The organism is Reyranella sp. (assembly GCF_036558665.1).
GTDB lineage: Bacteria > Pseudomonadota > Alphaproteobacteria > Reyranellales > Reyranellaceae > Reyranella.
Map to the genome: position 1 here is coordinate 1 of NZ_DATBFE010000135.1, position 18,941 is coordinate 18,941.

General features: G+C 65.2%; 19 protein-coding genes and 1 pseudogene. 12 read left to right on the forward strand and 8 right to left on the reverse strand.

The window, feature by feature from the left end; all coding sequences use genetic code 11:
• A partial coding sequence (locus VH499_RS19620) for a DUF1194 domain-containing protein (protein WP_332054440.1) occupies nt 1–527 on the reverse strand: 527 nt, incomplete at its 3' end.
• Between the two features lie 126 nt (nt 528–653).
• On the opposite strand from VH499_RS19620, the gene VH499_RS19625 reads away from it, so the two are divergent.
• From VH499_RS19625 to VH499_RS19645, 5 genes are all read left to right on the forward strand, one after another.
• Complete coding sequence (locus tag VH499_RS19625) at nt 654–1,862, forward strand: acyl-CoA dehydrogenase family protein (protein WP_332054441.1); 1,209 nt, start codon at nt 654–656, stop codon at nt 1,860–1,862.
• 133 nt (nt 1,863–1,995) lie between these two features.
• Nucleotides 1,996–4,560, forward strand: a complete 2,565-nt coding sequence (locus VH499_RS19630) for an AMP-binding protein (protein ID WP_332054442.1) — start codon at nt 1,996–1,998, stop codon at nt 4,558–4,560.
• Nucleotides 4,561–4,623: 63 nt separating this feature from the next.
• Nucleotides 4,624–5,571, forward strand: a complete 948-nt coding sequence (locus VH499_RS19635) for an ABC transporter ATP-binding protein (protein WP_332054443.1) — start codon at nt 4,624–4,626, stop codon at nt 5,569–5,571.
• A 21-nt stretch (nt 5,572–5,592) separates the two neighbouring features.
• Nucleotides 5,593–6,549, forward strand: a complete 957-nt coding sequence (locus VH499_RS19640; RefSeq protein WP_332054444.1) for a J domain-containing protein — start codon at nt 5,593–5,595, stop codon at nt 6,547–6,549.
• Nucleotides 6,546–6,875: a hypothetical protein gene (locus VH499_RS19645; protein WP_332054445.1), complete on the forward strand. Its 330-nt coding sequence runs from the start codon at nt 6,546–6,548 to the stop codon at nt 6,873–6,875. Before VH499_RS19640 ends, VH499_RS19645 begins: the two co-directional genes overlap by 4 nt.
• On the opposite strand, the gene VH499_RS19650 is transcribed toward VH499_RS19645, so the two are convergent.
• Together VH499_RS19650 and VH499_RS19655 are read right to left on the reverse strand one after the other, a co-directional pair.
• A complete protein-coding gene (locus VH499_RS19650) occupies nt 6,866–9,184 on the reverse strand; it encodes a xanthine dehydrogenase family protein molybdopterin-binding subunit (protein ID WP_332054446.1) in 2,319 nt (772 codons plus the stop codon). The two genes, VH499_RS19645 and VH499_RS19650, sit on opposite strands and share 10 nt — an antisense overlap.
• Before the next feature lie 28 nt (nt 9,185–9,212).
• The gene (locus VH499_RS19655; RefSeq protein WP_332054447.1) at nt 9,213–10,256 is read right to left on the reverse strand and encodes a threonine aldolase family protein; all 1,044 of its coding nucleotides are present in this window, start codon (nt 10,254–10,256) and stop codon (nt 9,213–9,215) included.
• 55 nt (nt 10,257–10,311) lie between these two features.
• Between VH499_RS19655 and VH499_RS19660 the strand changes: the two genes are divergently transcribed.
• The 4 genes from VH499_RS19660 (at nt 10,312) to VH499_RS19675 (ending at nt 13,163) form a co-directional block, all read left to right on the forward strand.
• Complete coding sequence (locus VH499_RS19660) at nt 10,312–11,544, forward strand: LLM class flavin-dependent oxidoreductase (RefSeq protein WP_332054448.1); 1,233 nt, start codon at nt 10,312–10,314, stop codon at nt 11,542–11,544.
• A 64-nt stretch (nt 11,545–11,608) separates the two neighbouring features.
• Nucleotides 11,609–12,394, forward strand: coding sequence for an alpha/beta hydrolase (locus VH499_RS19665; protein ID WP_332054449.1), 786 nt, complete (start codon nt 11,609–11,611; stop codon nt 12,392–12,394).
• A 12-nt stretch (nt 12,395–12,406) separates the two neighbouring features.
• On the forward strand, nt 12,407–12,766 hold the full coding sequence (locus tag VH499_RS19670) for a hypothetical protein (RefSeq protein ID WP_332054450.1): 360 nt from the start codon (nt 12,407–12,409) through the stop codon (nt 12,764–12,766).
• Nucleotides 12,767–12,800: 34 nt separating this feature from the next.
• On the forward strand, nt 12,801–13,163 hold the full coding sequence (locus VH499_RS19675) for a hypothetical protein (RefSeq protein ID WP_332054451.1): 363 nt from the start codon (nt 12,801–12,803) through the stop codon (nt 13,161–13,163).
• Here VH499_RS19675 and VH499_RS19680 read toward each other — a convergent pair.
• The 3 genes from VH499_RS19680 to VH499_RS19690 form a co-directional block, all read right to left on the reverse strand.
• The gene (locus VH499_RS19680; RefSeq protein WP_332054452.1) at nt 13,150–13,476 is read right to left on the reverse strand and encodes a hypothetical protein; all 327 of its coding nucleotides are present in this window, start codon (nt 13,474–13,476) and stop codon (nt 13,150–13,152) included. The two genes, VH499_RS19675 and VH499_RS19680, sit on opposite strands and share 14 nt — an antisense overlap.
• A gap of 41 nt (nt 13,477–13,517) precedes the next feature.
• Nucleotides 13,518–13,919, reverse strand: a complete 402-nt coding sequence (locus tag VH499_RS19685) for a VOC family protein (protein ID WP_332054453.1) — start codon at nt 13,917–13,919, stop codon at nt 13,518–13,520.
• A gap of 107 nt (nt 13,920–14,026) precedes the next feature.
• The gene (locus tag VH499_RS19690) at nt 14,027–15,037 is read right to left on the reverse strand and encodes an NADPH:quinone oxidoreductase family protein (RefSeq protein ID WP_332054454.1); all 1,011 of its coding nucleotides are present in this window, start codon (nt 15,035–15,037) and stop codon (nt 14,027–14,029) included.
• Between the two features lie 165 nt (nt 15,038–15,202).
• On the opposite strand from VH499_RS19690, the gene VH499_RS19695 reads away from it, so the two are divergent.
• From VH499_RS19695 to VH499_RS19705, 3 genes are read left to right on the forward strand one after another with little or no spacing between them, the layout of a single operon-like run.
• A complete protein-coding gene (locus tag VH499_RS19695) occupies nt 15,203–15,562 on the forward strand; it encodes a PadR family transcriptional regulator (RefSeq protein ID WP_332054455.1) in 360 nt (119 codons plus the stop codon).
• On the forward strand, nt 15,559–16,137 hold the full coding sequence (locus tag VH499_RS19700) for a DUF1700 domain-containing protein (RefSeq protein WP_332054456.1): 579 nt from the start codon (nt 15,559–15,561) through the stop codon (nt 16,135–16,137). Before VH499_RS19695 ends, VH499_RS19700 begins: the two co-directional genes overlap by 4 nt.
• Nucleotides 16,130–16,843 carry a GIN domain-containing protein gene (locus tag VH499_RS19705; protein WP_332054457.1) on the forward strand — a complete coding sequence of 238 codons (714 nt, stop codon included), beginning with the start codon at nt 16,130–16,132 and terminating at the stop codon, nt 16,841–16,843. The genes VH499_RS19700 and VH499_RS19705 overlap by 8 nt, the downstream gene beginning before the upstream one ends.
• 74 nt (nt 16,844–16,917) lie before the next feature.
• On the opposite strand, the pseudogene VH499_RS19710 reads toward VH499_RS19705, so the two are convergent.
• Both VH499_RS19710 and VH499_RS19715 read right to left on the reverse strand, forming a co-directional pair.
• Nucleotides 16,918–17,205 (reverse strand): annotated as a pseudogene (locus VH499_RS19710) (VOC family protein); the annotation flags it as partial.
• A gap of 37 nt (nt 17,206–17,242) precedes the next feature.
• Nucleotides 17,243–18,844, reverse strand: a complete 1,602-nt coding sequence (locus VH499_RS19715; protein WP_332054458.1) for a hypothetical protein — start codon at nt 18,842–18,844, stop codon at nt 17,243–17,245.
• Nucleotides 18,845–18,941: the final 97 nt, after the last annotated feature.

The window sequence follows — 18,941 nt, forward strand, 5'->3', positions numbered from 1 at the left end:
ATCGGCAGGCCGTTGATGACGATCTTCTCCTTGAGCGCCTCGTGGCGCATCTCGGTGACCAGGCCGCCGTCGTTGTTGGAGCCATCACCGGAGATATCGAGCACCTTGCGCTGGGGCTCGTAGGGGTTGCGCGTAAACAGCGGGATGGCGTAGCGGATCGCGCCGCTGATCGAGGTGCGTCGCGCGATCGAGATCGGCGCTTCGTCGAGCCGGCGAGCGAACGCCGCGATCGCCGCTTCGCTGTCGAGCAGCGTCCAGTCGATCAGCAGCTTCTGCATCCACGAGTCCGACCACTCGAAATAGGCAACGGCGATGCGGCCGTTGGGACCGCCCAGAATGGCCTTCGTGATCACGGGATCGCGGAACGCGATCACATAGCCTTCCCGTTGCAAGCGGGCTTCCTCCGGATCGATGCTGCCGGAGATGTCGATCGCGAGCGCCAGCGCGAGGTCGACCTCTTTTTTGTCCTGGGCAGTGGCAGGCACAATGACGAGAAACAGGGCGAGCAGACCAGCGAGATAGCGCATGGCGTCTCCGCGGCGGCAACAACCGCGCTTGAACCATACCGCCAGACGGCATCGCCGGCCAACCGGCGGCTGGACGTGCGCCAGCGCCGGCCGCTAGCTTTTCGGTAAACAGTGCGGGAGGACACGATGGATCTGTCGCTTGGACCTGAGGACGAAGCCTTCCGCACCGAGGTGCGCCGGTTCCTCGACGAGAATCTCAGCGAGGATCTGCGTGAAGCGGGCCGCAAGACCGGCGGCGTCTTTGCCGACTTTGCAGCCGGACTGCGATGGCACAAGGTTCTGGCGCGACGCGGCTGGTCTGCACCGATCTGGCCCAAGGAGTATGGCGGCACGGGCTGGACGGCCACGCAGCGCTACATCTTCTCGCGCGAATGCTCTACGGCCGACGCCCCGCGCATCTTCAGTATGGGCATCCGCATGGTGGGTCCGGTGATCATGAAGTATGGCACGGCGGAGCAAAAAGCTAAGTATCTGCCGGGGATTGTCTCGGGAGACCTCGTGTTTTGCCAAGGCTACTCCGAACCCGGCTCGGGGTCGGACCTGGCCAGCCTGCGAATGCGGGCGGTGCGCGACGGCGACGACTATGTGATCGACGGTACCAAGATCTGGACCACCGGCGCGCACGTCGCCAACTGCATGTTCTGTCTCGTGCGCACTGCAACCGAAGGTAAGCCGCAGGACGGGATCTCCTTTGTCCTGATCGATTCGATGGAGCGGCCCGGTCTCACGGTGAAGCCGATCGTCACGCTCGCCGGCGACCACGAGGTCAACCAGGTGTTCTTCGACAATGTGCGTACGCCGGTCGCCAATCGCATAGGCCCGGAGAATGCCGGCTGGACCGTCGCCAAGTATCTCTTGGAGTTCGAGCGCGGCGGCGATGCCTATACGCCAAACCTCCATGCGCGACTCGAGGATGTGCGCCGCATTGCTCGGGAGGAAGCCGCCGACGGGTCGGGCCGGCTGGTCGACGTGCCGGGTTTCGCGCGGCGTCTGGCCGACGCGGCTCTCGCGGTACAATCGCTGGAAATGATCGAGTTGCAGGTTCTCTCCGACCTCAGCAAGGGCCGGAATCCCGGCGCCGCGTCCTCTCTCATGAAGATCCGCGGCAGCGAGACGCTGCAGGTGATCGACCATCTCGGTGTGGAGGCACTGGCCTGGTACGCTGCCCCGTTTGAGCCGGAGGCGCGCTTGCTTGGCCATAACGAGCCGACCGCGACGCCCGACTACGGCATCACGGCCATGCCGCTCTACCTGAACAACCGGGCCGCGACCATCTATGCCGGTTCCAACGAGATCCAGCGAAATATCATTGCGAAAGTTATCCTTGGCCTTTGACCCAAATTGGTCGCACGGAACCTGCAGATCATGGTTGCATTCCCCTTTGCCATCTGCCTCAGTCATCCGCTGGGATTTGCAATCGCAGTAGTGTGACGGCTGCCTATTGGGCCGAAGAGGGGGTAGGTCTTGTATGGCGACCGCGTCGACCATCGGCGAGGTACTGGCGGAGCGCGCCGCACGTGATCCCGGTGCGCCGGCGATCCTGCATCCGCTACTGGGCACGATTTCCTTCGGCGCGCTTGTTGCGCGTATTGGCGAGATTGACCACCAGCTGCGGGCGGCGGGGCTTGGTCCGGCGTCGCGCGTAGCGGTTGCGCTTCAGCGCGGACCGGAAGCGGCGCTCCTGAGCGTCGCCATCTGTTGCCGGGCGATTCTGGTGCCGATCAATCCGAATCTTGCGCCGCCTGACCTTCAAGCCGAGCTGGAGCGCATCCGCCCTGACGCGCTCATCGTGCCGGCGGATGCTCCGATCCCCGACTGGGTGGCCGCTTCCCGCGGTGGCTTCGGCTTGTTCGTCGCGAGGAAAGCAGTCTCGTCCTTCGACGAAATCGGGCTCCAGCAGATCGGGCCGGTTGCCCGCGAACGACCGGCGGCCGAAGTCACGGCGCAGTCCTGGGCTGCGATCTTCAAGACGTCGGGCACAACCGGCAGGTCCAAGCGTGTACCGGTAACGCACGAGAACCTGATCGAGATGGCGCGCAAGATGGAGCGCTGGCTGACGCTCGGCCCGGCCGATCGAGCCGCCTGCATCATGCCGATCTATTACAACGCCGGATTCAAGGCCACGCTCCTCGTGCCGCTGCTGATCGGCTGCAGCGTGGCTCTTCCGGAGTCGCCGAGCGCGAACGATTTCGAGCGCTGGGTAGACGACTTGCGGCCGACCTGGCTGACCTCTGCCCCGCCGTTCCTGCAAGCCATTGCCGAGAAGCTGGACGGCACGCGAGCGAGCATGCCCGGGCACGCACTGCGTTTCGTGCTGTCTACGGCGTCGTACCTGCCCGACACGACGCGGCGCCAGCTCGAAGAGTTGCTCGCAATTCCTGTCGTCGAGTTCTATGGCATGTGCGAAGCCGGCATGGTGACCGCGCCGGCCTTTCCCCCGGATGAGCCGAGGCGAGGGTCGGTTGGCCGCATTCCCGAGGGCGAGCTCGCGATTCGTGGCGATGACGGCAGTGTGCGGCGGCCCGGCCAGATAGGGCAAGTGATGTTGCGCGGCCCAAGCGTCACGCCAGGCTACTTGTTCGATGACATCGAAGGCGTGCCCTCCGGCCTGCAGGATGGCTGGCTCGCGACCGGTGATCTCGGTACCGTCGACGCCGACGGCTTTCTTACGATCGCGGGGCGCAGCAAGGAGATCATCAATCGCGGCGGCGAGAAGATTTCTCCCTACGACGTCGAGAAGGCACTCCTGCAGCACCCCGCGGTGCGTGAGGCGGCGGCATTCGCCGTGCCCCACCCGCGGCTTGGCGAGAATGTCGGGGCGGCTGTCGTCCTCCATCGCGGCACCAAGGCCACGTCGACGGAGCTGATTGATTTCATCTACGATCGGCTCGCGCCCTTCCAGATGCCTCGGCACGTGCATCTGGTCGAAAGTCTGCCGGTCGGCGCGACCGGCAAGATCTCGCGGCCAAGCCTGTCGGCCGTCTTCGCCAATCAGCCTCGCTCCAAACAGCCACCCGACGCGCCGCTTGAGCTGCAGATCGCCGAGATCTGGCGGCGGCTGCTCAAGCTGGAGGATATCGGCCTCGATGACGACTTCTTCGAGATCGGCGGCGACTCGCTGCAAGCCACCGAGATGCTGCTCGAGCTCGAGGAAATCACACGCTACCGCATCGCGCCATCCGAGGTGCGGGCGCAACTCACCATCCGTCAGCTGTCAGAAACTCTGTGCAATGCCGCAGCGGCGAAGGACGAGGTGATAACCGCGGTGAAGTCCGGTCCGGGTGCACCTCTGTTCGTTTGCCATGGTGATTTCTGTGGGTGGGGCTTCTATGCGTTTCGCCTGGCCGAGCTCCTGAGGCATGACGGGCCGGTCTACCTGCTCCATTCGATCCTCGACGAGGCCAAGGGCCTGACGACGATCGAGGACATGGTGCGATGCTACCTGCCGCATATCGAGGCGGCGGCGCCCGAGGGCCCGGTGCGGCTGGCCGGCTATTGTCACGGCGGCATCGCTTCGCTCGAGATCGCAGGCCAGCTCGAACGGCGCGGCCGCACGGTAGAGAAGATCGTGCTGATCGACACTTTCTCGCTCAATGCACGGCCGCTCTTGCGGGCCGTGGCACGATTCTTGGCGGCCGCCGGACGGGTCGTTCCCGGCGCTTACGGTCGCAGGATCCGGCGCAATGGCATGCCGTCCGTCTGGATGCTCGCCAGCCACGTCCTGAACGGCGATCAGACGGTCCTGAAGCGCGTCGCGCGAACCGTCCATACGGGAACCATGCGGGCGTGGAACGAGTCGCAACGATCCACCTACTTCCGCGCTATGGCGAAGTACGTCCCGCCGAAGATGCGTGCCGAAATTCTCTGTCTGCTGTGCGACGACTATGCCGGCAAGAAAGAGTATGCGCCGGGGCCGTGGAAGCACCTCACGGCCAATGTTCACCACGAACGAGTTCCCGGCCACCACAACACCTGCATCACGGCCCACGTCCGGGAGCTGGCGGTGCGCATCAACCAAGGTCTAATCGCGTAGTGGGTCCTCGTTCGCGGGGGCGAATGTAAAGGTCAGCGGTTCGCAAAGGGAACGCCTGGTCGAGTGCCGCGTTGCATTGCGATGCACTGCCCGGCTTTGCCGCAGACGCTGATGGGCTACGTGGTACGCTGCTCGGGCCGCCATCAGATCGGTTTGGCGGTGCTTGCGGCGGCTGTCTTCGCTCTGAGCTCGGTACCGCTTGAGTTTCAGCGCCGCATCGTCAATGACGCGATCAAGAGCGGCGCCAGCGAGACCATTGTCTGGCTCGCGATCGCCTATGCGGGCGTGGCGCTCCTGGAGCAGGGTCTCAAGCTCGCCTTGAACGTCTATCGCGCTTGGGTGAGCGAAGATGCTGTCCGCACCTTGCGCAGGACCCTGTGCGAGTTGGACGAGAACGAGTTCACGCCAGATCGGAGGGACGGCGGGACGGGCACCCATGCGGCGATGGTCGTCGCCGAGGCCGAGCCGATCGGTGGCTTCGTCGGCATGGCGATCTCCGAGCCGCTCATGCAGGCCGGCATCCTCGTGAGCGTCGTCGGCTATATGGCCTATCTCGAGCCCTGGACGCTGGTGCTGAGCCTGGGCTATCTCGGGCCGCAGATGTTGTTCGTGCCGCCGATGCAGCGTGCCATCAATCGCCGCGCCAGCGACCGCATCCGGACGATCCGGCGGGTCGGCGGCGACATCATCGAGACCGGTGCGCCGGAGGAAGAGCGCGTCGAACGCGTTTTCGCGCTGAACATGGGCATCTACAAGATCAAGTTCAGCATGAATCTGGCGATGAACTTCATGCACTATCTCGCCGTGGCGGTAGCGCTCGGCGTTGGCGGCCTGTTCGCCGTCGAACATCGGATCGAGGTCGGGGCCGTGGTCGCTGTCGTCTCGGGACTCGGCAAGCTCAACGATCCGTGGGGCGACCTCGTGAACTGGGGCCGCGAGCTCTCGGTCGATGCGGTGAAATACCGGCTGTTCGCCGAGGCCCTGCAGCACAGGGGCCTTGCAACCGCCTGAAACATCGCGACATTCTGCAGCATGAAAGATCCCTATGAGGTACTGGGCGTGACCCGGACCGCCTCGGACGACGAGATCCGCAAGGCCTTCCGCAAGCTCGCCAAGAAGCACCATCCCGACCTCAACCCGGGCGACAAGGCAGCCGAAGCCAGGTTCAAGGAGATCGCCCAGGCCAACGACCTCCTCTCCGATCCGGACAAGCGTCGGCGCTTCGACGCCGGCGAGATCGACGCCAGCGGCCAGGAGATGCCGCCGCGCGGCTTCTACCGCGACCAGGCAGGCGGTATGGGCGGCGCGAAGTATCGCCGGTCGGGCGGCCAGGAGGAGTTCGTCGACATGGGCGGCGTCTTTTCCGAGATGTTCGGCCAGCGCCGCGGCTTCGATTTCGGGGCCGGTGGTGGGAGCGGCGAAGGCGGCTTCGAAGGCTTCGACATGAGCGGGCTGCCGGTCACCTATACCCTAGCCGTGCCGTTTCTTGTGGCAGCGCGTGGCGGCAAGCAGCGCGTCAACCTGCCCAACGGACGGACGCTCGACATCGACATCCCGGAAGGCGCAACGGACGGCCAGACACTGCGGCTGAAGGGGCAGGGCATGCCCGGCTCGAAGGGCCGTCCGGCGGGCGATGCCTACGTCGAGATTCGCGTCCAGCCGCACGCCTTCTTCGAGGCGCGCGACAACGACATCCATGTCGAGTTGCCTGTGACGCTTTCCGAGGCGGTGCTGGGCGGCAAAGTCCGCGTGCCGACCATCGGCGGGCCGGTGATGCTGAACGTGCCGGCGGGCTCCAATACCGGAGCATCGCTGCGTCTGAAGGGCCGGGGGCTGCTCGACCGCAAGTCGGGGCAGCGGGGCGATCAGTATGTGAAGCTCAAGGTCGTTCTGCCGGACAAGCCCGATGACAAGCTGAAAGAGTTCCTGGAGAAGTGGGAGGGCGGACGTACCTACGATCCGCGCAAGGCAATGGAGCCATTCGCATGACGAGCTTCGACGAGCTCCTGCAGCTGAACCGGCGCCTGACGGCGATCCACGTCGAGCGCTGGGTGGCACGCGGCTTGTTGCGGCCGGCGGGTCCGGTCGAGGCCTGGAGCTTCGAGCAGATCGACGTGGCGCGCGCGCACCTGCTCGCTGAGCTGGTGGACGACATCGGCATCGACGAGGACACCGTGGAGACCGTGGTCGGGCTCCTGGACCAGGTGCACACGCTGCGGGCCCAGCTCGGCCTGCTCGCCAAGGCCATCGCCGAGCAGCCGCCCGAGACCCGTGAAGCCATCGCTGCGGTGCTACGGAAGCTCGATCAGCGTTGACGGTCCGTATGACTTAAAGCCCGCCACACTTTGTACGCCGTGATCGGCATGTCGAGATGGCGTACGCCGAGCGGACGCAAGGCATCGAGGACGGCATTGGCGACGGCTGCCGGCGCGCCGTTGGTCGGCAGCTCGCCTACACCCTTGAGGCCCATGAAGTTGTTGGGCGAGGGCGTACTGATCGTCTCGACGCGGAAGCTCGGCACGTCGTCGGCGCGCGGTAGCGCATAGTCCATCAATGTGCCGGTCAACAACTGGCCGGTATGCTCGTCGTAGATCGCTTCTTCCATCAGGGCATTGCCGGTGCCCTGCACCATCCCACCATGCATCTGACCGGCGAGCAGCCGCGGGTTCACCACCACGCCGCAATCGACGGCTGCCGTGAAGCGGTCGATCCGGGTCTCGCCGGTCTCGGGATCGACCTCGACCTCGCAGACCATGACGCCGGTCGGAAAGGAGTCGATCTTGTCGGCGAAGACCGCGTCGCCGTCGAACGGCTTCCACGCAGCCAGCTCGAACAACCCGATGCGCCGGTCGGTGCCGACCACCTCGAAGCTGCCATCGCGAAAGGTGATGTCCTGCGGCGCCGTCTCCAGCCGCTCGGCGGCAAGATCGCGGCCGTGCTGGATCACGACATCGGCGGCGCGCTTGAGCGTCGTGCCGCTGATGATGGTGGAGGAGGAACCGCCGGTGCCGCCGCCATGGGAAATGCTGCGCGTATCGCCCTGCCGGACCTCGATCCGGTCTATCGGCACGCCGAGCGCCGCCGACAGGATCTGGGCGAACACCGTCTCGTGCCCCTGGCCCTGGCTTTGCGTGCCGACCTTCGCCACCAGCCGGTCGGCCTCGACATGCACGACGACGTGCTCGTCGGCGATGCCGCCGGTGCCGTGCACGTGGCAGGAAAGGCCAAAACCGCGCCTTAGCCCGCGTGCCTCGCTTGCCGCACGACGGTCGGCGACGCCCGTCTCGTCGGCCGCCTTCAGCGCGGTCTCGAACAGTCGCCCGCAGTCGGCGGCGTCGTAGGTGTAGCCGGCCGCCGTCTTGTAGGGCATCTCCTGCGGCTTCAGCAGATTGAGCCGGCGCAGCTCGGCGGGCGTGCGGCCCGTCTCGTGGGCGGCGAGATCGACCAGCCGCTCCAGCAGGAACAGGGCCTCCGGCTTGCCGGCGCCGCGGATCGCGTCGACCGGCACGGTGTTGGTGAACGCGCAGTCGAAATCGATACGGATCGCCGGGATGCGATAGAGGCCGGAGATCACCTTGGCGAGTCCGGTCGTGGGAATGGTCGGCGCGAACATGGAGACATAGGCACCGAAATTCGCTTCGGCCTTTACCCGCAGGCCGAGGAAACGGCCCTCCGCGTCGAGCGCGAGCTCGGCCGAGGCGACGAGATCGCGCGCGTGAGTGTCGGCAACGGCGAGCTCGGCGCGCTCGCAAGTCCAGCGCAGACCGCGGCTGAGCTTGCGCGTCGCCCAGGCGATCAATACGGCTTCGGCATAGATCGGATACTTGGGGCCGAAGCCGCCGCCGACATCTTCGGTCACCAGCCGCAGCTTGTCCTTCGGCACGCGCAGCACGCGCTCGCACATCAGACGGTGCGGGATCTGCACGCCTTGCGAGGAGAAAGTGAGCGTGACGACGTCGTGACCCATGTCGTAGGACGACCAGGCGGCCCGCGTCTCCATGTAGTGCGCGATCTGGCGCGGCGAGCGGATGGCGAGGGTCGAGACGTGGGCTGCCGCGGCGATGGCAGCGTTCGTCGCGGCGGCATCGCCTTTGCCCCAGCGGCACATCAGATTGCCCGGCGCCGTATCGTGCAGCAGCGGCGCACCGGGCGCCAATGCTTGGGCCACCGTCACGACCGCCGGCAGCTCCTCGTATTCCACGACCAATAACTCGGCGGCGTCGCGCGCTTGGTCCAGCGTCTCGGCCAGGATCATCGCCACGATATCGCCGACATGACGTACCTTGCCCACCGGCATCGGCGGGTGCGGTGGCTCGCGATGACGATTGCCTTCGGCATCCTTGATCTCGCTGATGGCGGGCAGGTGGCCGAGCTGATCGGCCGCGGCGTCCTCGGCCGTATAGAGCGCCACAACGCCCGGCGCGTTCGATGCCACTTCCCTGTCGATGCCGACGATCCGCGCATGGGCATGCGGCGACCGCACGAACAGCACGGCGAGTGCATCGGACGGTGCCGTATTGTCGGCATAGCGGCCATGACCGGTGAGGAACCGGCGATCTTCCCGTCGCACGATCGGCTGTCCGATCTGGACGGCCGCGTTCATGCTCTTCTGGACCGCGCGCATCCTGCGCGCTCCGACGAGTCCTTCATCGTCACGCCGCCATAACGTCGTTGATCACCGCGAGCGCCGTATCGATGTCGGCGCGGGTGACGTCGAGATGGGTGACGGCGCGCAGCCGCGCGGGTGTGTTGGCGCCGAGGCCGACGCCGCGCTTCTTGCAGGCGTCGACCAGCTTCGCTGCCGTCCAGCCGGGCTTCCTGACCTCGAAGAAGACGAGATTGGTCTCCATGAGCGGCACGTCGATCTCAAGCCCCTTGATGTTGGCAATGCCCTCGGCGAGACGACAGGCATTGTCATGGTCCTCGGCCAGCCGATTCCAGTTGTGGTCGAGGGCCCAGAGGGCGGCTGCCGCGATGATGCCCGACTGGCGCATCGAGCCGCCCAGCATCTGCTTCTGCCTCCACGCCTCCTTGATGAACTCCCTGGAGCCGGCGAGGCTGGCGCCCACCGGCGCCCCCAGGCCCTTGGTGTAGTCGAGCCAGAGTGAGTCCACGCAGGCGGCGTAGTCGCTGGGCTTCGTACCTGACTTCACGCAAGCGTTGGCGAGCCGCGCGCCGTCCATGTGCATGGCGACGCCTGCAGAGCGGGCGACCTTTGCCACACCCTTCAAAGTATCGCGCGGCCAGACCGTACCGAAGCCGCCGTTCGAGGTGTTCTCGACCGATACCAGCCGCGAGCGCGGCGCATTGCGGTTGCTGGGATCACGCAGCGCCGCAGTGAGCTGATCGGCAGTGAAGACGCCGTGGCTGCCTTCGATCGTGCGGATCATCACGCCGGCATTGGCCGCCGGTCCGCCCGACTCGGAATTGACGATGTGTGCGGTTCGATCGGCGATCACCTCGTCGCCCAGCCGGCAGTGCACGCGGATTGCGATCTGGTTGGCCATCGTGCCGCTGGGCAGAAAGACCGAGTCCTCCTTGCCCAGAAGCTCGCAAATGCGCTCGCGCAGGCGTTCGACGGTCGGATCCTCGAACTTCTGCTCGTCGCCGACCTCTGCCTCGGCCATCGCCTTTCGCATACCGGGGGAAGGTCTGGTCTTGGTGTCGCTGTAGAGATCGATGAAGCGGTTTTGCATGGCGTTGCGTGTACTCCTGCGCCACCATAGCGCGGAGGAACGGAAGGCGACGACCATGAAATTCACCTGGTTCCACCTGATGCCCTGGCCGCACATGCCGGACGACTTCCGGCAGAAGCACCGCTCGGTCTGGGTCGACCTGCCCAATCGCATGTACGAGCCGGAGCTCGGTCATGGCGTCTATCACCGGTACCTCGACCAGCTCGAATACGCCGAGAACGTGGGCTTCGACGGCATCGGCGTGAACGAACATCACGCCAACGCCTACGGTCTGATGCCGTCGCCCAACCTCATGGCGGCGACGCTCACGCGCCGGACTTCTAGGGCGGCGCTGGTGGTGCTGGGCAATTCAATCGCGCTCTATAATCCACCGCTGCGTGTGGCCGAGGAATTCGCCATGCTCGACGTGTTGTCGGGCGGCCGGCTGATCGCGGGCTTTCCGGTCGGAACGTCGATGGACACGAACTACGCCTACGGCACGATTCCCGCGCTCACCCGCGAGAAGTATGCCGAGGCGCACGAGCTGATCCGCAGGGCGTGGGCAGCCGACGAGCCGTTCGCCTTCAATGGCCGCTACACCAAGCTGCGCTACGTCAATTGCTGGCCCAAGCCGATCCAAAGGCCGGCGCCGCCGATCTTCATTCCCGGCGGCGGCTCGGTCGAGACCTACGACTTCTGTCTCGACAACACCTATTCGTATTCCTACCTCAGCTACTCGGGCTACCTGCGCGCCAAGCTCCTGATGGAGGGCTACTGGAAGCGCGTGGCGGAGCGGAAAGCCGACGAATCGCCCTACCGGGCGGGCTTCGCCCAGGTGATCTGCGTCGCCGACACCGACGCCGAGGCCGAGAAGCTCTATGGCCCGCACGTCAGCTATTTCTACAATCGCTGCCTGCACGTTTACCCAGGCTTCGCCGACGCGCCCGGCTATCGCACCATCAAGACGATCCAGACCGGCGCGCTGTCCCAGTTCACCCAGTCGGGCCGCGACTATCCCAACATGACCTGGAAGGATCTGACCGAGAACCGCTATGTGGTCGCGGGCTCACCGGAGACGGTGCGGCAGCAGATGGAGGAGCTGATCAGGAGCCTGCGCGTCGGCAACATCTTCTGCCTGCTGCATGTCGGCGACATGCCCGACGACAAGGTGCGCCATTCGACAAGGCTCTTTGCCGAGAAGGTGATGCCGCACCTGCGCAACCTGTGGCCGGAATGGAACAACCACGACGATCGGTTCTGGGTCCATCCCATGAACGAACCCGTGCCGATGAAGGTAGCGGCTGAATGAGCCGGTCTCTGCGACCGCGGGCCTCCGGCCCGCTCATGAGGCGGGCAGGATGGCCGCGGTCCGTATGAAGTCCCGCCTCATCACCCTCAAATCCTCCGGCGCGCGAATCGAAGTGGCGGAAGCGGGTAAGGGCCGCGATCTCCTGTTCCTGCATGGCGCGGGCGGCCACATGTTGAACGACCCGCTGCTCGCGGCGCTCGCCACCAGGTACCGGGTCGTGGCGCCACTGCTGCCGGGCTACGGCCGGTCGGTCGGCGAGGATGACCTGCGCGACATGCTCGACTTCACCCTGCATGCGCTCGACGTCATGGAGAAGCTCGACCTGAAGAAGCCCATCGTGGTCGGCCATTCGATGGGCGGAATGATCGCGGCCGAGATGGCGGCCATTGCCCGCACCGAGGTCTCGAAACTCTGCCTGCTGGCGCCCGCCGGCTTGTGGCTCGACGACCATCCGGTGGTCGATCTCTTCTCCAAGCTGCCGTACGAGCTGCCAGCGCTGCTGTTCCACGACGCAGAGGCCGGCAAGAAGCTCATGACGGCGGGCTCCGGCAACATGGATGATCCGGAATTTCTCAAGCAGTTCCTGGTCATGAATGCACGGCGTCTCGGCATGGCAGGAAAAATCCTGTTCCCCATTCCCGACCGGGGACTGGCGCAGCGTCTCTATCGCATCAGGGCGAGGACACTGATCATCTGGGGTAGGGAAGATGCACTGATCCCCGCCGTCTATGGCAAGGCGTTCAGGAAGGCGATCCGGAAGGCGAAATTGGTTAAGATCGCGAGAGCTGGCCATGCGGTCGGCCAGGAAAGGCCGGACGCCGTCCTCGAGGCCATCCGGAAGTTCTTCTAGCGGGGGTGGGGGATGCGGAGCTTTTTGATAGCGGGAGTGGCGGCGCTCCTCGTGACTGGCGGCGGCGCGGTGTGCGCCGAGCAGATGGCCTATTCGTGGACGGGCATGGGGGTCGGCACCGGCAAGTGCTCGACCTACAGGATGGAAATCGACGTCACGGTCGATGGGCAAGCCGTGAAGGGCACACTGAAACAGCAAGGGCGCCCCGAGCGCACCTTCGAGGCGGTGGCCGATAAGAACGGAATGTTCAGGACCGGCGCCAAGGTCGGCAATGGCGGCACGCTCGAAGTGAGCGGTTCGCTCAAGGAGGGCAACACCAACGTCGTTCTCGACGGCTACTGCAAGTTCGGTGGCGCGCTGACCAAGCAGTAGCCGCCTGTCCACCGATCATGGAGGGGGAAATCCGATGCGCAACTCGATCGCAGCAGTAGTGACAACTGCCTTACTGGCGGGCAGTGCGGCGCAAGCGCAACAGACGGCCTACACCTGGACTGGAATGGGCACGAACGTTCCCGGCAGTTCGAAGTGCCCGACCTACAAGATGACCATCGATGTCATGGTGGAAGGCGACAGCGTCAAGGGTCGCTTCCAGCAGGAGGGCCGTCCGGAGCGCCACTTCGTGGCAACCAAGGATGCAGGCGGCGTCTTCAAGGGCAGGGCCGAAGTGGGGGGCGGCACCATGGACGTGACGGGTGTGCTGAAGGACGGCAGCGGCAACGTGATGCTCGACGGCTATTGCCGGTTCGGCGGCACCCTCACAAGGAAGTAGCAGGTCCTTCGGCCACGGCGACGGCGATATCGGCAAGACAGGTCTGGCGCGACAGGCTGTAGTTCGGTGCAGTGCGCCAGCGGTGATCGTTCGGCCGCAGGTCCGCAAGGTCATGCACAAGAAAACATCGCCAGTCGCCTTGCGGCGGCAAGTGGCTGCTCGTCTCGCCGCCATATTGGTACACGAATGCCGCAGGCGTCCCGTCGGCGGTGAACCCTACGGCATGCGGCGCAAAATGGCGCTCGCTGCCCTTGTGGCGGCCGGTGACGCATCTCTTGCCGAGAATCGCCCGCTTCAGGGTCTCGAGGATCATTCGATGACAACGGCCCACACGCCCGTGACGCTGCGTGCATTCTATGCGGCGAGCAGGGCGTCGTAGCCTTGCTGGTTGAACTGAAGCAGGCAGAAGCCGTGGCCGAACGGGTCGGCAAGCATGCCGATCCTTCCGTAGGGCGTTTCCCTCGGTGGCGCTTCGAGCCCGGCGCCGGCTCTGACGGCGCGTTCGACCGCCGCATCCACATCCTCGACGACGACGTCGACGTGAACAGGTGTCCAGTGCCTGCCATAACGCCTCAAGTCCTTACCCGCGCCGACAGTGCCCGCCTTCTTTGCCAGGAGATAGACCGCTGCGGGCCATCCCAGGAGCTCGACAAAATCCGTGCCGAACCGCCGGCCGACCCTCAGGTCGAATGCCGTCGTATAAAAACGCACACCTGTCTCGACGTCGGGCACATCGATATTGATCAGCAGTGTCATCGCGGGCCTCACAGGCTGGGGTCTCGGTCGATGCAGCAGGACGACGACAGCTTGTCGAACGCACGAGGAGGCGCTCGCGGTTTTCGGACCTCCACGGCCTGCTGGGGTCAAGTATCCATCACGACGGCCACACGGCCGGCGACGCTGCGTTCCAGCAACGCGCGCATGGCTGTCGCCGCTTCTTCCAGCCGCCAGATGCGGTCGACGTGGGGGCGGCAGAGGCCTGCCTCGCACCAGACCCGGATGCGCTCCATCAGAGCGAGGGTCCGCTCGGCCTCCTCGAAGCGCGCATCGTGCGGGCTCCAGCCGACATAGTAGCCGTAGTTGAAGCCCATCACCGCGATCGACTTCACGAGCAGGATATTGGCCGGAACCTGCGGGATGCTGCCACCGGCGAAGCCGATCGGGCAGATGCGGCCCCCGACCGCCAGGCAGCGCAGCGACTGCGCGAACACTTCGCCGCCGACAGGATCGTAGACCCGGTCGACGCCGCGGCCAGAAGTGAGCTTCAGCACCTCCTCGCGGAAGTCGGCACTCGTGTAGTCGATCACATGGTCGGCGCCATGGGCCCTGGCGAACTCCGTCTTGCGCGCGCCGCCGGCAGTGGCGATCACCCTCGCACCCACGATCTTGCCGATCTCGACGGCGGCCATGCCGACGCCGCCCGCCGCGGCATGCACCAGCAGCGTCTGGCTCTTCCGAAGGTCGAGCACCGAGGGCCAGGTGAGTGCGGCCGCCGACGTCGGGTAGGAGATGGCGAGCTGGATGGCCTCGACGAATCCTACATTGCGCGGCTTGGGAAAGACATTCACTTCGTGGGCGACCGTCTCCTCGGCGAGTCCGCCCCAGTCGAGGACGGCCACGACCTCGTCTCCCACCTTGAGCCGCCGACAGGCGGCATCGGCCTCGATGACGATGCCCGAGGCTTCGGTCCCGGGCGCGAAGGGTAGCGGCGGTCTGCGCTGGTACTTGCCTGCGATCACCAGCGTGGTGGCGAAGCTCACGCCAGCGGCACGAACCTTGATACGCACTTGCCCGGGCTTCAGCGGCGGGCGCTCAACGTCCAACAGCTTGAGGTCTTCTGGGCCGCCCCATTTCTCGCAAATCATCGCTTTCATGACGCGACTCTACAGCCTGCATCTCTTGTGTCATCCCGAGCCAAGGACGCGGAGGACACGGTTGGCCCTCGGAAATTTTCATCCGACCTCTCTGGACATCGGCACTCACACGATCTACCTTGCATAACAAGGTACCATGCTTTACGGCATACTGAGGAGAGGTCGTTGTCGGAGTCCCTGCTGGTGCAGCTGCGGAAAGGGGTGCTCGATATGTGCGTTCTCGCCATGCTCGCTCGCCAGGACGGCTACGCCTATGACATTGCCAGCCGGCTGGCCGACGGCATCGGTATGGGGGAGGGCACGATCTACCCCTTGATGCGGCGCATGCAGGCCGACGGCCTGGTGAAGACCTATCTCGAGGAATCGAGCAGCGGGCCGCCGCGCAAATACTACCAACTCACCAAAGCCGGTCGCGCCGCTCTCGCCGCGCAAAAGGCCGAATGGAACGCCTTCACGTCGTCGGTGGCCAAGATCGTGGCGGACGCCAGCCTTGCCTCGCCGAGAATCGTGGGAGGAGCCTCATGACCAAAGCCGAGTTCCTGGACACCTTGCGACGCCGTCTCGCGGGACTGCCGCCGACGGAGATCGACGAGTTGGTCGACGACTATGCGACCCATTTTGCTGACGGCATGGCCGCTGGTCGCAGCGAGGCCGACATCGCTGCCGCCTTGGGCGATCCCATGCGGCTTGCGCGCGAGCTGCGGGCCGAAGCGGGTTTTCGCCGCTGGGAGACGGCGCGCACGCCAGCCAATTTGTTCGCCGTGTTGTTCGGCTTCCTGGCGCTGATTGCGGTCGATTTCGTGTTTCTGCTGCCGCTGCTGGGCGGGCTTGCCTTGTTCGTGCTGGTGGCCGGGATCGTGCTTTTGGCCTTGTCCCTTGGTGGAGTCGTGGTGGTGGCAAAGCTGATCCTGGACCACGGCATCTTCGCTCATCATTTCATCGCGCGCGCGTTGAGCGGCGTCGGTCTGCTCAGCGTTGGTGTCGGGGGCGGTGCGTTGCTGCTGTTGATGATCGACTATGTGGTGCGCCTGCTCGGCCGGTTCGCCCGATTGCACTACGAGCTCCTCGACCAAGCGGAGCAGGGAGATGCGCATGGTTAGGAACCTTGGCTGGATCGCCGTTGGCGGCTTGAGCGTCGGCGTCGCCTGTCTTTCGCTTGCGTCGGCCATAGGCGGCGACGATGTGTACGGGCTTGTCGGTCGGGGCTTTGCCTTCGATCGATCGTGTGCTGGCGATGGCACCAAAGTCGATTCGATCGCCACGGAACGGCGCTGGGCCTGGGACGGCGGCGATACGATCGACATTGCCGTGCCGGCCACCGTGCATTTCCACGGCGGTGACGGCGACGAGGTGATTGCACGAGGTCCATCCGAAGTCCTGGCCCGTATCAAGGTCGTCGGCCACAGGATCACGCTCGACTGTCGCGGCACACAATGGCGCAAGGTCGATCTCACCCTGCCTGGTCGCGCCTTCCGTGATATCGGTCTCTCGGGCTCCGGTAACGTGATCATGGAAAATGTAAACCAGCCAGATCTCAACTTGCGCATCAGCGGCAGCGGGAACTTGCAGGCGCAAGGCGCCAGCGATCATGTGTCCGTCAGGATCTCCGGCTCGGGCCGCGCGCGGTTGGCGGAGCTCGCGATGAAGGAGTTCACTGTCAATGTCTCTGGCAGCGGCAACGTCGAGGCCGCTCCCAAGGATGTCGCCGACATCAAGGTCTCCGGCTCGGGCAACGTGCGGCTGTTCAGCCATCCGGCTCAATTGCGCAGCCACATCGCAGGATCGGGGCGCATCGTTCAGGATTGAGGAAGATTCACGTGCGAGGATGCAGCAGTGATGCCTCGCACGGTCTCTTCCGTACAAACCAATGATGAATCGTCCTACTTCGCAGGCCCTCCGAACAGAAGGAGGTTACCAACATCGGGATCGCGCACGACGAAGTCCCGCGCACCCCATGGCTCCCGCTTGAGTGTCTGGTGAAAATCGACGCCGGCGGCCTGGTACCGAAGAAATAGGTCGCGAATCTCCGCCGGGGTCTCGACACCGATCGAGGCGGACAACAGGCTCTTGCGCTCGCGGATGTCGTCGACAAAAACCGGCTCGCATACGGATCGAAGGTTGAGCCGCGCCTCGCCGCACTTCACTTGGCCGTAGAAGGGCGGGTCACCGCGCCAGCGTGTCGATTTGTCAACGTCCGCCGATGGGCTAAGCAAGAGCCTCGATGCCCAGCGCCTTGCCGAAGCGGCGGCTACAGTCGAGCGGGTCGCCGTACTTGCGATGGCGTGCCGTGTGCTGGGCAGCGGCGAGTAGCAGGCGGTCACGGTCGGGGTTGCGATTCTTCGCGTAGTCCTCGAGCAGGCAGAGAGCGATTTCCTGATTATGCGGATCGTTGCCGAGGCGGCTTGCGGCCAGCGCCAGCGTGCGCACCAACAGCGCCCTGTCGTGGCCGCTGTCGAGATAAGCCTGCGTCCAGCCTACGGCCTTGGGTGCATCGAGCGCGAGCGTTGCCGCCTCGACGGTCCCTGCCAGCCGGTCGGCGTCGAAGGCCGCGACGTTTGCAGGTTTCTCGATGCGCGGCGGCAGGAGATCGCCCGTCAGTTTCTGATGGAAGGCGTTCTGATTGAGGTAGGCCGCGGCGAGATAGAGCAGCTTGATCCGCTGCGGATGCTCGAACGTGTCCCAGAACCAGCCGAGCGTGTTCAGGTACTCGTAGCAATGCTGCGGCAGGGAGAAGTTGAGTTCGCTGTGCGTCTCCAGCACAACCTCGGCGGCGCCGATCTGCAGCGCGTCAAGGAGCGAACGCGGGTCCTTGCCTGCCTTCAGTAGCTCCGTGACCTTCACGAGATAGCCCGGCTCCGGCTGGCGCAAGACCACCTCGATCAGCGCATCCGATTCGGCCTTGCCGAGCGGTGCCTTGTTGCCGAGCAAGGCCCGTTCCTGCTCGGTCGTGCCTCCATAGGGCACGGCGTGCAATGCTTGGTCTTCGAGGTAGACCGTGACCGCGTTGCAGGCGACTTCGTACAGTGAGTACCAGCGTGGGCCTACGGCGATGTCGAGTGCGCCGGCATAGAGCACGGCGTGGGCGTTCCCCCAGCCGATCGCCTCGCCCAGCTCGACCGTCGCGCGGGCGCGGAAGGATTTGTGGCCGGTGGTGTAGGAGCGGTTCTGGAACGAACGATCCTGCACATCGATCAACCCGGCGAAGACGAGCTCGGCAAGTGTCGCGCGCCGCTCGGCCGGGTTCGCCATCAGGCCCAGAAAGACGCGGTAGGCATCGACGACCTGGCCGCGATGCACCAGCGTCATCCATCGCCCGAGCCGTTCCTGCAGCCGCCCCTCGAGGGGCAGCGGCTCCTGGTCGGGCCAGTGTACGACCGGCGCGGGCGGCGGACCGTCCGGCACCTGCAGACCGCGCGAATAGTGGCCGGGCGCCTTGCCGATCTTCTGGTTCCAGATGTCGAGGCCGGTCGGGATGTACCAGATGGTCTGTGCCATCGGCAGACCCGACGCGGCGCCCGGCAGCATGTTCGAGAGATGGAGCGTCGCCCGCGCACTCAGAAGGCAGTGGTCGTTGTTGACGAAGTTCACGTAGCCGTCGTCGATCCGCTCGTGATAGGGCACGTGCGTATAAGGCCCGTGGATGCGCACCGCCTCGCGCAGCATCTCCGCCAGTGGGCGGCCGTCCTTCACCAGCCTGTAGTACACCTCGCTCGCACCCTTCTGGTCGCGGTCCAGAATGCGCGCCTCGAGCTCGACATACAGAGGATCGGGACGCGAGGCGGCAAGGGATGCAGCGTCAGGCGACATTGGGCCTCCTCCGGCAAGGCTTTCATTAGACGCCCGCCAGGCCCGCCTTCCAAGCCGCCACTGGGGGTGAAATTCGTATCGTGGCACGGCCGAACGC

Excerpts from the sequence above, each read along its gene's own strand:
- VH499_RS19715 (WP_332054458.1), bottom strand. The coding sequence starts at position 18,844 with ATGTCGCCTGACGCTGCATCCCTTGCCGCCTCGCGTCCCGATCCTCTG.
- VH499_RS19680 (WP_332054452.1), bottom strand. The coding sequence starts at position 13,476 with ATGATCCTCGAGACCCTGAAGCGGGCGATTCTCGGCAAGAGATGCGTC.
- VH499_RS19670 (WP_332054450.1), top strand. The coding sequence starts at position 12,407 with ATGCGGAGCTTTTTGATAGCGGGAGTGGCGGCGCTCCTCGTGACTGGC.
- VH499_RS19685 (WP_332054453.1), bottom strand. The coding sequence starts at position 13,919 with ATGACACTGCTGATCAATATCGATGTGCCCGACGTCGAGACAGGTGTG.
- VH499_RS19645 (WP_332054445.1), top strand. The coding sequence starts at position 6,546 with ATGACGAGCTTCGACGAGCTCCTGCAGCTGAACCGGCGCCTGACGGCG.
- VH499_RS19690 (WP_332054454.1), bottom strand. The coding sequence starts at position 15,037 with ATGAAAGCGATGATTTGCGAGAAATGGGGCGGCCCAGAAGACCTCAAG.
- VH499_RS19630 (WP_332054442.1), top strand. The coding sequence starts at position 1,996 with ATGGCGACCGCGTCGACCATCGGCGAGGTACTGGCGGAGCGCGCCGCA.
- VH499_RS19625 (WP_332054441.1), top strand. The coding sequence starts at position 654 with ATGGATCTGTCGCTTGGACCTGAGGACGAAGCCTTCCGCACCGAGGTG.
- VH499_RS19660 (WP_332054448.1), top strand. The coding sequence starts at position 10,312 with ATGAAATTCACCTGGTTCCACCTGATGCCCTGGCCGCACATGCCGGAC.
- VH499_RS19700 (WP_332054456.1), top strand. The coding sequence starts at position 15,559 with ATGACCAAAGCCGAGTTCCTGGACACCTTGCGACGCCGTCTCGCGGGA.
- VH499_RS19665 (WP_332054449.1), top strand. The coding sequence starts at position 11,609 with ATGAAGTCCCGCCTCATCACCCTCAAATCCTCCGGCGCGCGAATCGAA.
- VH499_RS19640 (WP_332054444.1), top strand. The coding sequence starts at position 5,593 with ATGAAAGATCCCTATGAGGTACTGGGCGTGACCCGGACCGCCTCGGAC.
- VH499_RS19675 (WP_332054451.1), top strand. The coding sequence starts at position 12,801 with ATGCGCAACTCGATCGCAGCAGTAGTGACAACTGCCTTACTGGCGGGC.
- VH499_RS19705 (WP_332054457.1), top strand. The coding sequence starts at position 16,130 with ATGGTTAGGAACCTTGGCTGGATCGCCGTTGGCGGCTTGAGCGTCGGC.
- VH499_RS19655 (WP_332054447.1), bottom strand. The coding sequence starts at position 10,256 with ATGCAAAACCGCTTCATCGATCTCTACAGCGACACCAAGACCAGACCT.
- VH499_RS19650 (WP_332054446.1), bottom strand. The coding sequence starts at position 9,184 with ATGCGCGCGGTCCAGAAGAGCATGAACGCGGCCGTCCAGATCGGACAG.